Below are 17,465 nucleotides of genomic sequence, written 5' to 3' on the forward strand. Positions count from 1 at the left end.
GGAGAGGTGGCCGAGTGGTCGAAGGCGCTCCCCTGCTAAGGGAGTATACCCGGAAGGGTATCGTGGGTTCGAATCCCATCTTCTCCGCCATTATCCCTTTATCGACGCATCGTTCCGCAATCGCCGACGATTGCCATACGGACGACGCGGGCAGCGATCTCCATTTCCGCTACGAATAGCGTCCGAACCATCCGTTTATCTGAGCAGCTTCGACATCACCGCCGTGGTACATGCTTGTGCGGCTATGGTGCAGGGTGCCCCTTATGGGCAGTAGCGCCATCAAGCGCTCCGTCATGGGGTTGACGATCACATCACGTGGATGTTCGATAAAGCGGGTTGTGCCTGCAGAATGCATCGGCCTGTGTAGTGTGTCGGAAGGAGCCGAGCGATGAAACGAACAAGGCTTTTGATAGCGGGAGTTCTGCTGATGGCAGCGGCGAATGGAGCAGCGATGGCGCAAACCGGCTTGCCGGGTTATGCGGATGGCGCCCAGGTGATGCGCGTCGACGTGACCAGGGGGCAGATCGATACGATCGGCGGCGTGATCTATTCCCAGGTGAAGGCGACGCGCTCCGTGCGCCAGCTCCGGATGACGGTTCTGGTGCCCCGGGCGAACGATCTGAAGCCGGCGATCGTCTATTTTCCCGGCGGCGGCTTTATATCGGCGGAATATGAGAAATTCACCGAGATGCGCACGGCCTTGGCGCAAGCTGGCTTCGTCGTTGCCGCAGCGGAATACCGCGTTGTACCGGACCAGTTTCCGGCACTGGTGGAGGACGGCAAGGCCGCCGTCCGATATCTGCGCGAACATGCGGCGGAATACGGCATCGACCCGGCACGGATTGGCGTGATCGGCGATTCGGCCGGAGGCTATGTCGCGCAGATGCTTGGAGCCACCAATGGCGAGAAGACCTTCGACACGGGGCAATTTCTCGACAAATCCTCCGACGTGCAGGCGGCAGTGACGCTCTATGGGATTTCCGACCTCCGGAGTATCGGGGAAGGCTTTCCTGAAGCAGTGCAAAAGGTGCACCAGTCGCCGGCGGTAACGGAAGCACTGCTGTTGAATGGTCCTGCCTTTGGAGAATTTCCGGGGGCCACGGTCACCGCCAACCCCGAGCAAGCGCTTGCGGCAAGTCCGATCGGTCACGTCAAAGGCGAGAAGCCGCCTTTTCTGATCATGCACGGCAGTGCCGATACGCTGGTATCCCCAAGACAGAGCCAAAAGCTTTACGAAGCACTCAAGGCGGAGGGAAACAAGGTTGACTATGTGCTGGTGGAAGGCGCTGGACATGGCGATCTCCGCTGGTATCAGGGCCCCGTCATCGACCGGGTGGTGAGCTGGTTCAAGCAGACACTGGGAGAGCCCATCAAAGGCGCTGCCAAAGCTTCGGGTCCCGACGCCAAGCTATAAACCCTGGCTGGCTTGGTGCCGGATACCGGCGCCAAGGTATGTGATCAGCACGCCGCACCTGTCCGATGTTGCTCGCGGCGGTCAATCCGTGTGGCGTTAGCGGGCTATAGCGTAGACAGAGTACTCATCTTTGTTGGCCGTGGCTCCACCCCCGCTTTCTGGCCCGGCTTTCTGGAAGGTCCGGCAGTCTTCCCGAACATATAAGCAAGGGCCGCACAGTTTGAGCGTCCGTCTGGGCGCAAATCAAACCCGCGCTACGTCAAAGGGTAAATAGAGACGCCGGTATGTTTTCTGTCATTTGGCCACCCGTTAAGCCTTTCCATCGCCGCTGACGAAGATGCCTTCGCCAATGTCCCGTTGATTGCTGAACGGGACGGGGCGGGCCGCTTCCTTCTTATGGGGTGCGAAAGGGCGGGGTGAGCGTCTGTTTGCCGCGCCCATCGAAGCACCGCTCGAATCAATAACGAAGCCATTGCGACGCGATTCTGTGATTCTCCCCGCTTGTTCCGTTCGGATGCAGCGTGATTCCGTTTCGCCGGTGCCTGTGATTGTCCGCGCGGAAATCGCAGCCGGGCCTGCGCGACGCGGCGAATCCGCCTTTCTATCGCGGTTTTGCCCCCTTTCTGCCTCGTTATGACACGGAGAAGGCACGCAAGGCATCCGCTAAACCCCGATGAATAAAGGGTTTTCTTAACCTCTTGTTAAGAACCTCCGCCCGCTTACGGCAGTTTTGTGTCGTTTCAGCAACAGCGCAGGGGGAAGGGCGGGCCAAACATGGCGAACTCGCAAGTTGGTGATTGCGCCGACGGTCCCGTCTTGTATTTTCAACTCCGGAAGCAAGGGCGGTTGATCGTCCGACTTCTTAAATGTTGGGGATGGGGCAGGGAATACTGTCCTTCAGTATAATACCCAGACCTGTTTGAAACTTTTGACTGGAGGTCAGAAATGAACATCAAGAGCCTTCTTCTCGGCTCCGCTGCAGCTCTCGCAGCAGTATCCGGCGCCCAGGCAGCTGACGCTATCGTAGCTGCTGAGCCGGAACCTTTGGAATACGTTCGCGTTTGCGACGCTTTCGGCACGGGCTACTTCTACATCCCGGGCACGGAAACCTGCCTGAAGATCGGCGGCTACGTCCGTTTCCAGACCAACTTCGGTCCTAACGTTGGTGGTTTCTCCGACTGGAACACGTTCACTCGTGGTCAGCTGCAGTTCGACGCCAAGAACGACACGGAACTCGGCACGCTCGAAAGCACGATCGTTCTGCAGACCAATGCTAGCCAGGCTGGCAACAGTGGTTCGACCTTCCTTGATACAGCTTCGATCGCGATCGCTGGCTTCAAGTTCGGTTACTACTACAGCTGGTGGGATGATGGTATTGCCGGCGAGACCGACGTGCTTCAGACCAACTCCCTGTTCAACTCGATCTCGTACACCTATGATGGCGGCGCATTCAAGGCCGGCGTTTCGGTTGACGAGCTTGATGGCATCACGACTCACCCGAACGGTGTTGGCGTCGCTGCTATGGTCTCCGGTTCGGTCGGCGGTGTAACCGCTACATTGCTTGGTGGCTATGACACAGAGCGTGAAGAAGGCGCGATCCGCGCAATCTTGACCGCTGAAGTTGGCCCGGGCACCTTCAACCTTGCTGGTATCTATGCAAGCGACCCGAACGCTTACTACAGCGAATCCGAGTGGACCGTTGCAGCATCGTACGAGTTCAAGGCTACTGACAAGCTGACGATCACGCCCGGCGCTCAGTACTTCGGCGACTTCGCTTTCATCAATGGTATTGATGCTTGGCGTGTTGGCCTGACGGCTGGCTACCAGATCACGGACGGTCTCAAGGCTCTCGCCTACGTTCAGTATCAGGATGTTGACGTCATCGGCGACCAGACCACTGGTTTCCTCCGCCTGCAGCGCGACTTCTAATCTCTGGCTTCATGTCAGTGATGGAAAGCCCGGTCGAAAGACCGGGCTTTTTGCGTTTAGTCCTTTTTCAATGTAGCCCTGTCAAACCTTTGACGAACGACCATATTTCACCGAGCCATCCCTGTGTGTGCGGCGATCAAGCATTGCTTTGGCAGTATGCGGCGACGGATATTGCTTCCGAATATGGCTGCTGAATTCCGGGTTTCAGGATCCGGATTCTATTCGGCGAGAATCAATACCCGGCGAGTGCCCGGTTATGCAGACGACCGCAATTCTTGGAAGCCATTTGCTTCGTATGCCGCAATCTTCGCAGGCTTCCCTCCCAAACACCGGCAGACTGTTCTGTCCGGACAGGCCTGACAAGAATCCACAGGTGTCTCCAGCTCGCCTTGGAATAGCGCTGACCAGTTATTTCGCCGATTCCGGCTGTGTCATTGCCTGCTGGCTGGCCGCGAAGAATTTTCAGATCACATTGTAAACAAAGGGTTCTTAGAGGTGTGCCACCGCCGTCGCGCGCTTTGAGGCGAAATTGTGGCATTCCTGCAACGTCATACAAAGAAGGCCTGTCGCACTGGATAAATGGGCCGGTCTGTCATTCTGCCGAATCCGCGCCCTCGTAATTACCCTCCCGGAAGCTCGGACGATAGGTCGCCCGGCTTCTTGTGTTGGGGATGGGGGAAAAGAATACCGTCTTCAGTATGACACGTGGCTTTATTTTAAATTTTTGACTGGAGATCAGAATGAACATCAAGAGCCTTCTTCTCGGCTCCGCTGCAGCTCTCGCAGCAGTATCCGGCGCCCAGGCAGCTGACGCAATCGTAGCTGCTGAGCCGGAACCTATGGAATATGTTCGCGTTTGCGACGCTTTCGGCACGGGCTATTTTTACATCCCGGGTACGGAAACCTGCCTGAAAATCGGCGGCTACATCCGTTTTCAGACCAATTTCGGTCCTGATCTGGACCTTCGCGGTAAATCGCGCGGCCGTGGTACGTCCGATTGGGATACGGTTACCCGTGGTCAGCTGCAGATCGACGCCAAGAACGACACGGAACTTGGCACGCTTGAAAGCACGATCGTTTTGCAGACCAATGCCGATCTCGCCGGCAATGGTGGCGCGACCAAGCTTGATACGGCTTCGTTCAAGATTGCCGGCTTCAAGTTCGGCTATTACTACAGCTGGTGGGATGACGGTATCGCTGGCGAAACCGACGTGCTTCAGTCCAACTCCCTGTTCAACTCGATCTCGTATACGTACGATGGTGGCGCATTCAAGGCCGGTATCTCCGTTGACGAACTCGAGGGCATCGGCCGTACGGCTGCTCTGCCGGCCTTGCCGAACGATTTCCTTCTTGAGGACAACGCCTTCGGCGTTGCTGCCATGCTTTCCGGCTCGGTTGGCGGTGTAACAGCGACCGTTCTCGGTGGTTATGACAATGACCGTGAAGAAGGCGCCATCCGCGCTATCCTGACCGCTGCAATCGGCGCCGGCACGCTGAACCTTGCTGGCATCTACGCAACGGACCCGAACGCATACTACAACGAATCCAAATGGACCGTTGCAGCATCGTACGAGTTCAAGGCAACCGACAAGCTGACAATCACACCGGCTGCTCAGTACTTCGGTGACTACGCGTTCATCGATGGCGTCGATGCCTGGCGTGTTGGCCTGACCGTTGGTTACAAGATCACGGCTGGCCTCAAGGCTCTGGCGACTGTCCAGTACCAGGACGTCGACAAAACGGCTACCTACAAGCAGGTCGGTGGCGACGAAACCACCGGTTTCCTGCGTCTGCAGCGCGACTTCTAATCTCTGGCTTCATGTCAGTGATGGAAAGCCCGGTCGAAAGATCGGGCTTTTTCCGTTTGATGGTGTTTTTTCGGCGTGCCGCGGCAGAAGTGCACTCCTATGAAATCCCGTCGATGAATGCGGTGATCTCGGCAAACAGATCGGGGCGATGTAACAGGGGGGCGTGACCCTGGCCGTGGGCGATGACCGAGGTCATGTCCGGATGCCGCAGCGCCATTTCCGCGAAGGTTGCCGGCGATAGGATGCTGGAGTTTTCTCCCCGGATGGCCATCAGGGGCATCGTTTTGAAACCGTCGTACAGCGCCCAGAGATCCGGCATCGGTGTGTTTGCATCCATGCTCCGGAGCGGTTCGATCAGGGCGGGGTCGAAATCTGCAATGATCTTGCCGTCCTTTTCCCGGAAGATCGCCGTTGTCATATCAGCCCAGTCGGCGGCGTCGAGTGCCGGGAAGGCCGTTCCGTGCACGCACCGCAGGCTTTCGGTCGCCTCTTCCCAGCTGGACAGAACCTGTTGTGCCTCCAGATACTGGCGGATCAGAAGCAGGCCGGCGATTTCGATGACCGGTCCGATATCGTTGAGCACGATGCCGCCGAGCAATGCCGGGCGCATGGCCGCGAGAAGATGCAGGATCAGGCCGCCGCGCGAGGTGCCGATGAAAATCGCCCGGCCGATATCCAGAACCGCGCAGGCGGTCAGCACGTCACTGGCTTCCACCGGCAGCTGATAGTGGCTTTTGTCGGGATCCCAGGATGAACATCCGCGTCCGCGATAATCGAGCGTGACGACGCGGCGTGGCCTTTCCGGCTGCCTGGTGAGCTGCGTTGCCAGGAGATGAAAGTCGCGGCTGTTGCGGCTGAGGCCGGGCAGGCAGACGATCGGCAGCGATCCCCGCGTTTTCGGATCGTCATGGCCGTAGTCGCGGGCATAAAGCTGCAACCCGTCGCTGGCTGAAAAACGACGCTCCTCAAAGCTGGTCCCGATGGTGTTCGTCACGCGCTCTTCCTCCACTCACAGTAGGAGAACCATAGCGAATCGAGGCGGCACGGGAAGAGGGCGGCCGGACTTTGTGCGGCCGGACAAGGCCGGTATTCGTTCCAGCTGGTTTGCAGGCCTGCCTTTGGGTCAGCGGCCCATGCGCAGATCGTGGACGATATCGGCCGTCTGCCCGAGCCGGGACTTGTAGACCTGATAGTTCTCCATTACCCGCTGCACATAGTTGCGGGTTTCGGCGAAGGGAATGCGCTCGATCCAGTCGACGACGTCGTCGATCGATTTGCCGCGCGGATCGCCGTAGCGGTTGATCCAGTCCGGCACGCGGCGGGGGCCGGCATTGTAGGCGACGAAGGTGAGGATATAGGAGCCGCCGAAATCGTCGATCTGTTCGCCGAGATAGTGCGCGCCCAGCGTGGCATTGTAGGCGGTATCGGTCGTCAGCCGTTCCTGGGAATAGGCAAGGCCGTGGCGTCCGGCGACCCCTTTGGCCGTACCGGGAAGAATCTGCAGCAGCCCGCGCGCATTCGCAGGCGAGATGGCAGCCGGGTTGAAGGCGCTTTCTTGGCGGGCGATGGCATAGGCCAGCGCCTTGCCGGAACCGCTGATATTGGCGCTTGCCGGAATGACGCCGATCGGGAAGGCGAGGGCCGCCACATCGATGCCGCGGCCGAAGGCAATCTTGCCGATCTGCAGCGACAGCTGGTGGCCTCCGGTCTTTTCCGCCCGCGCCGACAGCATGGCAAGCTCTCCGGGGCTCGTCATCTCCTCGGCAAGTGCCCGGTAGAGGCTGTCTGCCCGCCAGCCATGCCCGGCATCTTCCAGACGCGCAATGGCGCGGACCGCCTCGCGATTATCGAAGCGTGTCCGGTCGTCGGCCGTCGGCGATGGGTAGGTGACATTCAGGCCCGTGCGGCCAAGCTTGGCCGCTGCAAGCTGGCCATAGAATGTGCCGGGAAGGGCCGCAGCCTTGGTGAAATACTCGGTCGCGTTGCCGGGGGCACCGGCTTCGGCGGCGCGGCCCATCCAGTACCAGGCGCGCGAAACCGAAATCGGCCTGTTGGACGCCTTCAGGATGCGCTGAAAGTGCTGCGCGGCAGCCGGCGCGTCTTCAAGTCCGCGCAAGGCAAACCAGCCGGCATGGAATTCCGCATCGACGATATCGGCCGGGTCGGACGCGACATGGTTGGCCGCAATCGTATAGGCAGCCTTGAACTTGCCCCGGTCCAGCAATCCCCGGCTGATGATCCGTTGTTCCACCCACCATTCGCCGGTGTTGACGAGTGCATCCTTGTCTTTCGGCAGATTGGCCAGCAGCGCGGCCGCCTCTTCGTATTTCTCCTGCTTGCGCAGATACTCGATGCGGATGAACAGGTAGGCCGGTTTGCTGTGCCAGGAGGGATCGACGGCAGCGATCAGCGCTTCCGCATTGCCGGCTTTTTTCGCGACCGCGACCCACGCCCGGTAAAGCGACTGGGCCTTGCCGAGATCGGCAAAGCGCGCGGCCTGATCCAGACGGCTGCGATAGAGCAGCATTTCCATGCGGCGCTGATGGTCGGCGGTGGTCAAGAGGTCCGGAAATTCGGCGAGGATTTTGGTTTCGGTGTCCTTGTCGAGGGTGTCTTTCACCCAGAGGCCACGCAGCAGTTTGCCCGCTGTGGCCTTGTCTCCGTTCGCCTGCAAGGCGCGGGCAAGGATAATGGTGCCTTCGGGTGTTTCCGGCCGTGTGGTTCCGAAAGCCGATAGAATGTCGGCGGCCGGTGGGTTTTCGCGATACAGGGCGCGTTCCGAATTGGCGCGCAGCGCGCCAAGGCCCGGCCAGCCCTTCAGTTCCTGCTGGGCGCTGGCGATCTCGTAGGAGGGCACGCCCTTCTGCCCGGAAACGGCAATGGCCCAGGTGAGGATATGGCGGTCGAGCGTGCCTTTGGTCATGGTGTCGCGCACCGCAATGGCCTTCCCGGCATCCTTGTTGGAAAGCGCATCCAGCCCGGTCTTGAGGTCCGAATTGATCGGCACGACGGCGGTGGCGGAGACGATCGAGCCGGTGACTTCAGGGGAGGGCGACCTGTCCGTTTTTGCCAGCGTCTGCGGCTTGAACCGGGGGAGCGGAATCGGGGTGTCCTGCGCGACGGCGGCAAACGACGACAGCAGCACCGCCGACGCGCCAAGAACCGCGATCATCCGGCGAGAGATATGTCCACGCATCAAGAACCCCACGCTTCCCCGTGCCAGTGCCTCATTTGGCGATGCAATTGTTAACGAAAGGTTACCCGTTTCCATTCAATCCCATAAATATCGGCGCGTCCACGCCGGCGGATGGTTTCGCCCCGAAATGCATGAAACGCCGCTGATGCCGGAGGATTACACGGAAACCGGCGATGAATGGCGCGATAGAGTGCTTGCCGCAGGCACCTCACATGATTATGGTGCGCCAGTTTTCTAACCATGAAATGCGGCCAAAGCGTGGGTTGGTTTCTAGCTTCCCGGGCGCCGTCAGGAGTCGTGCATGTTCAAGGGATCCATTCCCGCTCTCATCACCCCGTTCACCGCTTCCGGAGCCGTGGATACGGATAGTTTTGCCGCCTATGTCGAATGGCAGATCAGCGAAGGCAGCCACGGCCTCGTGCCGGTCGGCACCACCGGTGAATCGCCGACCCTGTCGCATGCCGAGCACAAACAGGTGGTGGAACTCTGCATCGAGACCGCGGCAAAGCGCGTGCCGGTCATCGCAGGTGCCGGGTCCAACAACACGACTGAAGCCGTCGAGCTGGCGCAGCATGCCGAAAAGGCCGGTGCCGACGCTGTTCTGGTGGTGACACCCTATTATAACAAGCCCACCCAGAAGGGGCTTTTTGCGCATTTTGCGGCGGTTGCCGAAAGCGTGAAGCTGCCGATCGTCATCTACAACATTCCCGGCCGTTCGGTCGTGGATATGAGCGTCGAAACGATGGCCGCCCTGCACAAGGCCTATCCGTCGATCATGGGCGTCAAGGATGCGACCGGCAAGATCGAGCGTGTTTCCGAGCAGCGCATGGCTTGCGGTACAGGTTTCGTCCAGCTTTCCGGCGAGGATGCGACGGCTCTGGGTTTCAACGCCCATGGCGGCGTCGGCTGCATCTCCGTAACCGCCAACGTGGCGCCGCGGCTTTGCGCCGAATTCCAGGAGGCGACGCTGGCCGGCGATTATGCCAAGGCGCTCGACTATCAGGACAAGCTGATGCCGCTGCACAAGGCGATCTTCATGGAGCCCGGTCTCTGCGGCGCGAAATATGCGCTCAACCGCCTGCGCCAGATGAGCCGCACCGTGCGCTCGCCGCTGTTGTCCACGCTCGAGCCGGCCACGGAGGCCGCCATTGACGCAGCCTTGCGCCATGCGGGGCTGATGAACTGATGGCACCCAAAGGCAGCCAGCGCGTGGTCAATAAAATTGTCGCGGAGAACCGGAAGGCCCGCTTCAATTACGAGATCATCGACACCTACGAGGCCGGTCTGGTTCTGACCGGCACCGAGGTCAAGTCGCTGCGCGAAGGCAAGGCCAATATCGCCGAATCCTACGCCACCGACGAAGGCGGCGAGATGTGGCTGATCAATTCCTACCTGCCGGAATATCTGCAGGCCAATCGTTTCAACCACGAGCCGCGCCGCCGCCGCAAGCTGCTTCTGTCGAAACGCGAGGCGCACCGGCTGCAGAACGCCATCAATCGTGACGGCATGACGCTCATCCCGCTGAAGATCTATTTCAACGATCAGGGCAGGGCGAAGCTGGAGCTGGCGCTTGGCAAGGGCAAGAAGCTGCATGACAAGCGCGAGACCGAGAAGGAACGCGACTGGAACAGGCAGAAGAGCAGAATTATGAAGGATCACCACTGACGCGGGTGACGCGGGACAGCCGGAACGACGAAGAAAAGGACCAGCCGAAACCCGGCCGGTCCTTTTTCATATTCAGTCGTGGAATTCGTCGTGGACCGGTTCGGTCACGCGGACCGGGCGCTCGGAGGGGTCGCGGCCGACTTCGGCCTTGAGGCTGACCAGTTCGATGAAGTGATCGGCCTGCCGGCGCAGATCGTCGGCGATCATCGGCGGCTGGGTCGACATGGTGGAGACGACCGAGACCTTGCGGCCCTTGCGTTGCAGCGCTTCCACCAGCGTGGTGAAGTCGCCGTCGCCGGAGAAGATCACCAGATGATCGACCGTTTCGGACTGTTCCATCGCGTCGATGGCCAGTTCGATATCCATGTTACCCTTGATTTTGCGCCGTCCGAGCGAATCGGTGAACTCTTTCGCGGGCTTTGTCACGACCTTGTAACCGTTATAGTCTAGCCAGTCGATCAGCGGCCGGATGGAGGAATATTCCTGGTCCTCGATCAGCGCCGTGTAGTAGTAGGCGCGCAGAAGGTAGCCCCGCTTCTGGAAGGCCTTGAGCAGCTTGCGGTAGTCAATGTCGAAACCAAGGCTTTTCGACGCGGCATAGAGGTTGGCCCCATCGATAAAGAGCGCGATTTTTTCGCGTGGGTCGAACATCGTATTTCCTTTTTGTTGTCTCAATGTTTTTGATTTTTCAACCTGACCGAGCAGAAAAGTCGTCAGTGTCGGAACGGTTCGATTACATTAAGATTTTATTGTATTCCAGCTCTCTAAGCCAGCATTCGCTTTAGTCTAAGAAAATTCCAGTTGGAATAGCTATTTCTTGCAGTTTTTTGTTCAAAATAAGAAATATCTACCTTTGTTTAGGGATTCTTTGCCAACAGGTAGAGGAGGTCCTGTTCGTTGCCGATATCTTCTCTCTCCCCAGAGCGGCAACAGGGCTAGGCGGGCATTCAATCATCATTTGTACGGATGTCAAAGCCTATCGATTTGCCACGGCCTCCGCCGCCGCTTTTTTGTCGAGCGATCGAGCCCCGCTTGAAATTGCCCGGATATCTTTTTGCGCAATGCAGGAAAAACTTGAATTTGTGTGGTTTTGATTGTATCGGGCAGGTTAATTCCTGAAATCGGAGCCGCGCATACCGTCAAGCCGACGGCTGGACGGGTTCCGGTGTTGTTAATCAGCGCAGCGACCGGGACGTCTTACGGCATCCGCGATTGAAACTGCGCTCTTGAGATCCAAAGGACAGGCAATGGCCCGCGTCACCGTTGAAGATTGCATCGACAAAGTCGATAACCGTTTCGAGCTCGTGCTTCTCGCAAGCCACCGCGCCCGCCTGATCTCGCAGGGTGCCTCGATCACCATCGACCGCGACAACGACAAGAACCCGGTCGTCGCGCTTCGCGAAATCGCCGACGAAACGCTGTCGCCGGGCGATCTCAAGGAAGACCTGATCCATTCGCTGCAGAAGCATGTCGAAGTCGATGAGCCCGAGCCCGATCCGGCTTCGATGATCGGCGGCGACGCTGCCACGGTTTTTGCCGACCAGTCGGGCGAAGACGACGATCAGCCGGAAGTCGTGACCTTCGACCGCATGTCGGAAGAAGAGTTGCTGGCCGGTATCGAAGGCCTGGTTCCGCCGGAAAAAAGCGACGACTATTGAGCCGATGCCGTATCCGGCCCATCGCCGGATGCGACGCTCTGATGCAATGCCGCGTTTTCGTTCAGAATTCGCGTAACACCGGTATTTGCAAAGCAGTGCGCCACTCCTATGATTGGCGCACTTTTTCTTTTCCGGTTCTGTCCGGATCTCTCCTGGAGCCTCTAGCGGATGATGCGCCAATACGAGCTCGTTGAGCGCGTTCAAAAATACAAGCCCGATGTAAACGAAGCGCTTCTCAACAAGGCCTATGTTTACGCCATGCAGAAGCATGGCCAGCAGAAACGGGCGAGCGGCGACCCCTACATCTCCCATCCGCTTGAAGTTGCAGCCATCCTCACCGAGATGCATCTCGATGAATCGACGATCGCCGTGGCGCTGCTGCACGACACGATCGAGGATACGACGGCGACGCGTGCCGAAATCGACGATCTGTTCGGCGAGGATATCGGCGCACTGGTCGAAGGGCTGACCAAGATCAAGAAGCTCGATCTTGTGACCAAGAAGGCCAAGCAGGCCGAAAACCTGCGCAAGCTGCTGCTGGCAATCTCCGACGATGTGCGCGTACTCCTCGTCAAGCTTGCCGACCGTCTGCACAACATGCGCACGCTCGACCACATGTCGGCGGAAAAGCGCGCCCGCATTTCCGAAGAGACGATGGATATCTATGCGCCGCTTGCCGGCCGCATGGGTATGCAGGATATGCGCGAGGAGCTTGAAAACCTCTCCTTCCGTCATATCAATCCCGAAGCCTTCGAAACCGTCACCAAGCGGCTGGAAGAGCTTTCGACCCGCAACGAAGGCCTGATCAAGAAGATCGAGGACGAACTGGGCGAATTGCTGCAGGCCAGGGGCCTGACGGGTCCCGTCGTCAAGGGCAGGCAGAAGAAGCCCTATTCGGTTTTCAAGAAGATGCAGTCGAAGTCGTTGTCCTTCGAGCAGCTGTCCGACGTCTGGGGTTTCCGCATCATCGTCGCCGATATCCCCGATTGCTACCGCGCGCTCGGCATCGTCCACACCCGCTGGCGCGTCGTTCCCGGCCGATTCAAGGATTATATCTCGACGCCGAAGCAGAACGATTACCAGTCGATCCACACGACGATCGTCGGCCCGTCGCGTCAGCGCATCGAATTGCAGATCCGCACCCGGCTGATGCACGAGATTGCCGAATACGGCATTGCTGCCCATACTCTCTACAAGGACAGCGTCGAGCCGGTGGGCGAGGTCAAGCTGTCGCCGAAATCCAATGCCTATTCCTGGTTGCGCCGGACCATCGAAAGTCTGGCCGAAGGCGACAATCCGGAAGAATTCCTCGAGCATACCAAGCTCGAACTCTTCCAGGATCAGGTCTTCTGTTTCACGCCGAAGGGCCAGCTGATCGCGCTGCCGCGCGGCGCGACGCCGATCGACTTTGCCTATGCGGTGCACACCAATATCGGCGATACCTGCGTCGGCGCCAAGATCAACGGCCGCATCATGCCGCTCGTCACCCGCCTCAACAACGGCGACGAAGTCGAGATCGTCCGCTCCGGTATCCAGGTGCCGCCGCCGGCATGGGAAGAGATCGTTGTGACCGGCAAGGCCCGCGCCGCGATCCGCCGTGCCACGCGCGCTGCCGTCAGGAAACAATATTCAGGCCTGGGCTACCGCATCCTCGAGCGCACGTTCGAACGGGCGGGCAAGTCGTTTACCCGTGAGGCGATGAAGCCTGTTCTGCACCGCCTCGGCCACAAGGAAATCGAGGATGCGATTGCCGCCGTCGGCCGTGGCGAACTTTCGTCGCTCGATGTGCTCAGGGCGGTCTTTCCCGATCATCAGGACGAGCGCGTTACGGTCAAGCCGCAGGACGAGGGCTGGTTCAACATGCGCAGCGCCGCCGGCATGGTGTTCAAGCTGCCCGGACGTCCGAAGGACATGTTCGATATTCTTGAGGGCGAAGGCCCGGAGGCCCTGCCCATCCGTGGGCTGTCGGGCAATGCCGAGGTGCATTTCAGTCCCTCCGGCGCCGTGCCGGGCGACCGCATCGTCGGCATCATGGAAAAGGACAAGGGGATCACCATCTATCCGATCCAGTCCCTGAACCTGCAGAAGTTCGACGAGGAAACGGAGCGCTGGATCGATGTGCGCTGGGATCTCGACGAGGCGAACAACACCCGCTTCATGGCGCGCATTCAGATCAATGCCTTGAACGAACCGGGTACCCTTGCCGAAATCGCCCAGGCGATCGCCACCAGCGACATCAACATCCGCACCCTGTCGATGGGGCAGGTGGCGGCGGATTTCAGCGAATTCCAGCTGGATATCGAGGTCTGGGACCTGCGCCAGCTCAATCACCTGATCACCCAGATCCGCGACCTGCCGAGCGTCTCCACGGTCAAGCGCGTCTTCGAGTAGGGCTGTTTCGCGGCCTTGCCGTCTCATCTGCGGAAAACGCCGATCCTGTCCACGTCTATATTCGGCCACGATTGGCCGTCTTTCCGCATAGCCCGGCAGCAATTGCACTTCGATTGTGCATTCTCTGGGGCAGAAAGGTGGAGGCCATGCATCATGTGCATGGCTGCCGCCTCTTTGTAGCTCTGGTGAAGAAGCGCCGCCTCGACTATCTTCAGCGTCGGGAGGTAAACAAAAGAGGTTTACCATGTTTAAGCAACTGAAGAAAATCACCCGCGCCCTGCGCGTACCGACTGCCGAAGAGCGTGAACTGAACTATCTCAATGGTTCGCTCGACCGTATCGACCTGGAATACCGTCAGCGTCAGATCGATCGTGGCCTGTTCCGCAACTCGTTCTAAGCCACGCCATCGTCCGGCTGCCTGTATCGACAGGCTGCCGGGACCTATGCAAATGGCGTATAGCGGGTCCGCTCTCTGCGCATGATGCGCAGTCTCCGCTGAGCGCATGGGCATGAACGCCCGGTATGCGGCATATTTGTGCTTCAAACGCGGGAAATGCCGATTTTCGCGTCTCTGCCATTGAACAGCCATATCCGCATCGTCTATCAGAGCATCATGTTGTTCAGACGCAAGAAGCCGGCCACTTGGTCGGGAAAGCTCCGTGAGTTTCTTTGGCCGCGAAAGGGTTTTTCGCGCGGGCTTCGTTATCTGTCGATCCGCGTGCTCAGGCTGGCGTCGTCACCCCATTCGATCGCGGTCGGCGTTGCAGCCGGTGCTGCGTCCTCGGCAACTCCGTTTGTCGGCTTTCACATTCTGATTGCTCTGGCCGTTGCCTATCTCCTGTCGGGAAATCTGATCGCCGCCGGCATATCGACGGCACTTGCCAATCCCCTGACCATCCCGTTCATTCTCGCGGCAACCTATGAGGTTGGCCTCATCGTTCTTGGGACGGGAGGAAGCGGCGCTCTGGCCGGTCAGGACATTCTCCACATGCTGCGTCATCTCGAGCTCTCCCATCTGTGGGAACCGGTCCTGAAGCCGATGCTGATCGGTTCCGTGCCGGTTGCCGCCGCCAGCGCCGTTGTGTTCTATGTGGCGGCTTTCTATGCGGCCAAGCTGTTTCAGTCCCGCCGGCAGCTGCGTCGTCAAAGCAAGCTGCAGACACACACGGCCGGATGAACGGGCGATCTTTGGTTTCTGTCGAAATTTTAACTTGGCAGGCGGCAGACTGTTTGCTCTTGTCGCAGCTGTTGCGCATGAACTCTCACTAAGGTGTTTTCGTTTCGATGATTATCGGCATCGGCAGTGATCTGATCGACATCAGGCGCATCGCGAGTTCCCTCGAACGCTTCGGCGAGCGCTTCAGCCAGCGCTGTTTCACCGATATCGAAATCCGCAAATCGGAAGGCCGGAAAAACCGCGCCGAGTCCTATGCCAAACGTTTCGCGGCCAAGGAGGCCTGTTCCAAGGCGCTCGGAACCGGATTGGCGCAGGGCGTCTTCTGGAAGGACATGGGCGTCGTCAATCTGCCGGGCGGCAAGCCGACCATGCAACTCACCGGTGGCGCCGCCGAGCGGCTCGCGGAAATGCTGCCCGCCGGCCACCGCGGCGTCATTCACCTGACCATCACAGACGATTTCCCGCTGGCGCAGGCCTTCGTCATAATTGAAGCTCTGCCCGTTGCCCCCGATTGAGGAAGCGTTTAGAGCATGTCCGGATGAAGCGGACCGCAAAAGCGGGCTCAAGTTCATTTGAAAAGACGGCGCCGCGCACGATATGCGTCAGGCAGCCTCCGATCGGATGCTCCGGCAGGATACGGAACCGCAAACGATACATCCGCTCGAGACTTTGAAGGTCCGCGCGGTGACCAGATCAAGGAATAAGTGGCGTGGCAGACAATATCGAAAAGAAGCAGAGCGACGGCCTTTGGGAAAACGTCAAGGTCATCATCCAGGCGCTGCTCCTGGCTGTGGTGATCCGGACCGTGTTCTTCCAGCCCTTCACCATTCCGTCGGGCTCGATGATGCCGACGCTGCTGGTCGGCGACTACATCTTCGTCAACAAGTTCGCCTACGGTTATTCGAAATACTCGCTGCCGTTTTCGCCGGACCTGTTCAGCGGCCGCATCTTTGCCAGCGAGCCCAAGCGTGGCGATGTCGTGGTGTTCCGCTTCCCGCCGAACCCGGATATCGACTATATCAAGCGGCTGGTCGGCCTGCCGGGCGACAGGGTCCAGGTTCGCGACAGCATTCTCTACATCAACGACAAGGCCGTGCAGCGCGTGCCGGATGGCATGTTCCGCGCCGACGATCAGTATGACACCGGCGCCGATGTTCCAGTCTACCGCGAAACGCTGGATAATGGCGTCAATTTCGACACGCTCGACATCGAGCAGAATTCGCGCGGCGACAATACCCGCGAGTTCATCGTTCCCGAAGGCCATTATTTCATGATGGGCGACAACCGCGACAACTCGGCTGACAGCCGCTTCGATGTCGGCTTCGTCCCGGCCCAGAACCTTGTCGGCCGCGCCTCGATGATCTTCTTCTCGCTCGGCCACGACACCTCGTTCGCGCAAATCTGGAAGTGGCCGGCCAACCTGCGTTACGACCGTCTTTTCAAGAGCGTCGAATGAGCAAGGGCCGTTCGCTGAACACGGAGGACCGGGAGCGGCTTGAGGCGGCGATCGGTTACAGCTTCGTCCAGAAGGAACGGCTCGACCGGGCGCTGACGCATGCCAGCGCCCGCAATGCCAGAGGTTCCAATTATGAGCGGCTGGAGTTTCTGGGCGACCGGGTGCTCGGGCTCTGCGTTGCCGAACTGCTGTTCCAGACCTTCAAGGATGCCGACGAGGGCGAGCTGTCGGTTCGCCTGAACCAGCTTGTCAGTGCCGACAGCTGCGCGCTCGTTGCCGATACGCTGTCGCTGCATCTGTTCATCCGCACCGGCGCCGACGTAAAGAAGCTCACCGGAAAATCGATGCTCAATGTGCGCGCCGATGTGGTAGAGTCGTTGATTGCCGCGATCTATCTCGATGGCGGGCTGGAGGCGGCGCGTGGATTCATCCAGCGTCACTGGGCAGCGCGGGCAAGCCGTGTCGACGGTGCGCGGCGCGACGCCAAGACCGAATTGCAGGAATGGGCACACGCCAGGTTCGGGGCGACGCCAAACTACCGGATCGACGATCGCTCCGGCCCGGACCATGATCCGCGCTTCACGGTGACGGTCGAGATCCCGGGCATTGCGCCGGAAACGGGCATCGACCGGTCCAAGCGTGCCGCCGAGCAGGTGGCCGCCACGAAAATTCTGGAGCGCGAAGGCGTCTGGAAGAAAGCGACGACGGCCTGATCTGTCCGGAGGCAGTTTCCTCCCGAAAGATCAGGCAATCCTTTGACAGACAATGCGA

15 protein-coding genes and 1 tRNA gene are annotated in these 17,465 nt (G+C 59.3%); 13 read left to right on the forward strand and 3 right to left on the reverse strand.

Annotated features, from left to right (window positions below; genetic code table 11):
* From ADU59_RS06705 to ADU59_RS06720, 4 genes are all read left to right on the forward strand, one after another.
* A tRNA-Ser gene (locus ADU59_RS06705) sits at positions 1-90 on the forward strand.
* Positions 91-427: 337 nt separating this feature from the next.
* Entirely contained in the window at positions 428-1,414 is a 987-nt protein-coding gene (locus tag ADU59_RS06710) for an alpha/beta hydrolase (protein ID WP_244506364.1), read from the forward strand.
* Between the two features lie 945 nt (positions 1,415-2,359).
* Complete coding sequence (locus ADU59_RS06715; RefSeq protein ID WP_068952977.1) at positions 2,360-3,343, forward strand: porin; 984 nt, start codon at positions 2,360-2,362, stop codon at positions 3,341-3,343.
* A gap of 740 nt (positions 3,344-4,083) precedes the next feature.
* A complete protein-coding gene (locus tag ADU59_RS06720) occupies positions 4,084-5,151 on the forward strand; it encodes a porin (protein ID WP_068952978.1) in 1,068 nt (355 codons plus the stop codon).
* 97 nt (positions 5,152-5,248) lie between these two features.
* On the opposite strand, the gene ADU59_RS06725 is transcribed toward ADU59_RS06720, so the two are convergent.
* Together ADU59_RS06725 and ADU59_RS06730 are read right to left on the reverse strand one after the other, a co-directional pair.
* Positions 5,249-6,145: an alpha/beta fold hydrolase gene (locus ADU59_RS06725; RefSeq protein ID WP_068952980.1), complete on the reverse strand. Its 897-nt coding sequence runs from the start codon at positions 6,143-6,145 to the stop codon at positions 5,249-5,251.
* A gap of 129 nt (positions 6,146-6,274) precedes the next feature.
* Entirely contained in the window at positions 6,275-8,347 is a 2,073-nt protein-coding gene (locus ADU59_RS06730; protein ID WP_068952982.1) for a lytic transglycosylase domain-containing protein, read from the reverse strand.
* Between the two features lie 301 nt (positions 8,348-8,648).
* Between ADU59_RS06730 and dapA the strand changes: the two genes are divergently transcribed.
* Both dapA and smpB read left to right on the forward strand, forming a co-directional pair.
* Positions 8,649-9,533, forward strand: coding sequence for a 4-hydroxy-tetrahydrodipicolinate synthase (gene dapA / locus ADU59_RS06735; RefSeq protein ID WP_068952983.1), 885 nt, complete (start codon positions 8,649-8,651; stop codon positions 9,531-9,533).
* Positions 9,533-10,012: an SsrA-binding protein SmpB gene (gene smpB / locus ADU59_RS06740; RefSeq protein ID WP_068952985.1), complete on the forward strand. Its 480-nt coding sequence runs from the start codon at positions 9,533-9,535 to the stop codon at positions 10,010-10,012. The genes dapA and smpB overlap by 1 nt, the downstream gene beginning before the upstream one ends.
* A 72-nt stretch (positions 10,013-10,084) precedes the next feature.
* Here the strand turns inward: smpB and ADU59_RS06745 are convergent, their stop codons facing one another.
* The gene (locus ADU59_RS06745; protein ID WP_060641403.1) at positions 10,085-10,663 is read right to left on the reverse strand and encodes a LabA-like NYN domain-containing protein; all 579 of its coding nucleotides are present in this window, start codon (positions 10,661-10,663) and stop codon (positions 10,085-10,087) included.
* Positions 10,664-11,259: 596 nt separating this feature from the next.
* On the opposite strand from ADU59_RS06745, the gene rpoZ reads away from it, so the two are divergent.
* The 7 genes from rpoZ to rnc all read left to right on the forward strand — a co-directional run bounded on the left by rpoZ (position 11,260) and on the right by rnc (position 17,407).
* Positions 11,260-11,670, forward strand: coding sequence for a DNA-directed RNA polymerase subunit omega (gene rpoZ / locus ADU59_RS06750; protein WP_068952987.1), 411 nt, complete (start codon positions 11,260-11,262; stop codon positions 11,668-11,670).
* A 168-nt stretch (positions 11,671-11,838) separates the two neighbouring features.
* Positions 11,839-14,061: a RelA/SpoT family protein gene (locus ADU59_RS06755; protein ID WP_068952989.1), complete on the forward strand. Its 2,223-nt coding sequence runs from the start codon at positions 11,839-11,841 to the stop codon at positions 14,059-14,061.
* 244 nt (positions 14,062-14,305) lie between these two features.
* Positions 14,306-14,458 carry a DUF3563 family protein gene (locus ADU59_RS06760; RefSeq protein WP_068952991.1) on the forward strand — a complete coding sequence of 51 codons (153 nt, stop codon included), beginning with the start codon at positions 14,306-14,308 and terminating at the stop codon, positions 14,456-14,458.
* A gap of 216 nt (positions 14,459-14,674) precedes the next feature.
* A complete protein-coding gene (locus ADU59_RS06765; RefSeq protein WP_068953733.1) occupies positions 14,675-15,238 on the forward strand; it encodes a DUF2062 domain-containing protein in 564 nt (187 codons plus the stop codon).
* 107 nt (positions 15,239-15,345) lie between these two features.
* On the forward strand, positions 15,346-15,753 hold the full coding sequence (gene acpS, locus ADU59_RS06770; RefSeq protein WP_068952993.1) for a holo-ACP synthase: 408 nt from the start codon (positions 15,346-15,348) through the stop codon (positions 15,751-15,753).
* 194 nt (positions 15,754-15,947) lie between these two features.
* Complete coding sequence (gene lepB / locus ADU59_RS06775; RefSeq protein ID WP_068952995.1) at positions 15,948-16,694, forward strand: signal peptidase I; 747 nt, start codon at positions 15,948-15,950, stop codon at positions 16,692-16,694.
* Entirely contained in the window at positions 16,691-17,407 is a 717-nt protein-coding gene (rnc, locus tag ADU59_RS06780; protein ID WP_068952997.1) for a ribonuclease III, read from the forward strand. Before lepB ends, rnc begins: the two co-directional genes overlap by 4 nt.
* Positions 17,408-17,465 lie beyond the last annotated feature (58 nt).

The sequence above is a fragment of the Pararhizobium polonicum genome, assembly GCF_001687365.1.
Lineage (GTDB): Bacteria > Pseudomonadota > Alphaproteobacteria > Rhizobiales > Rhizobiaceae > Pararhizobium > Pararhizobium polonicum.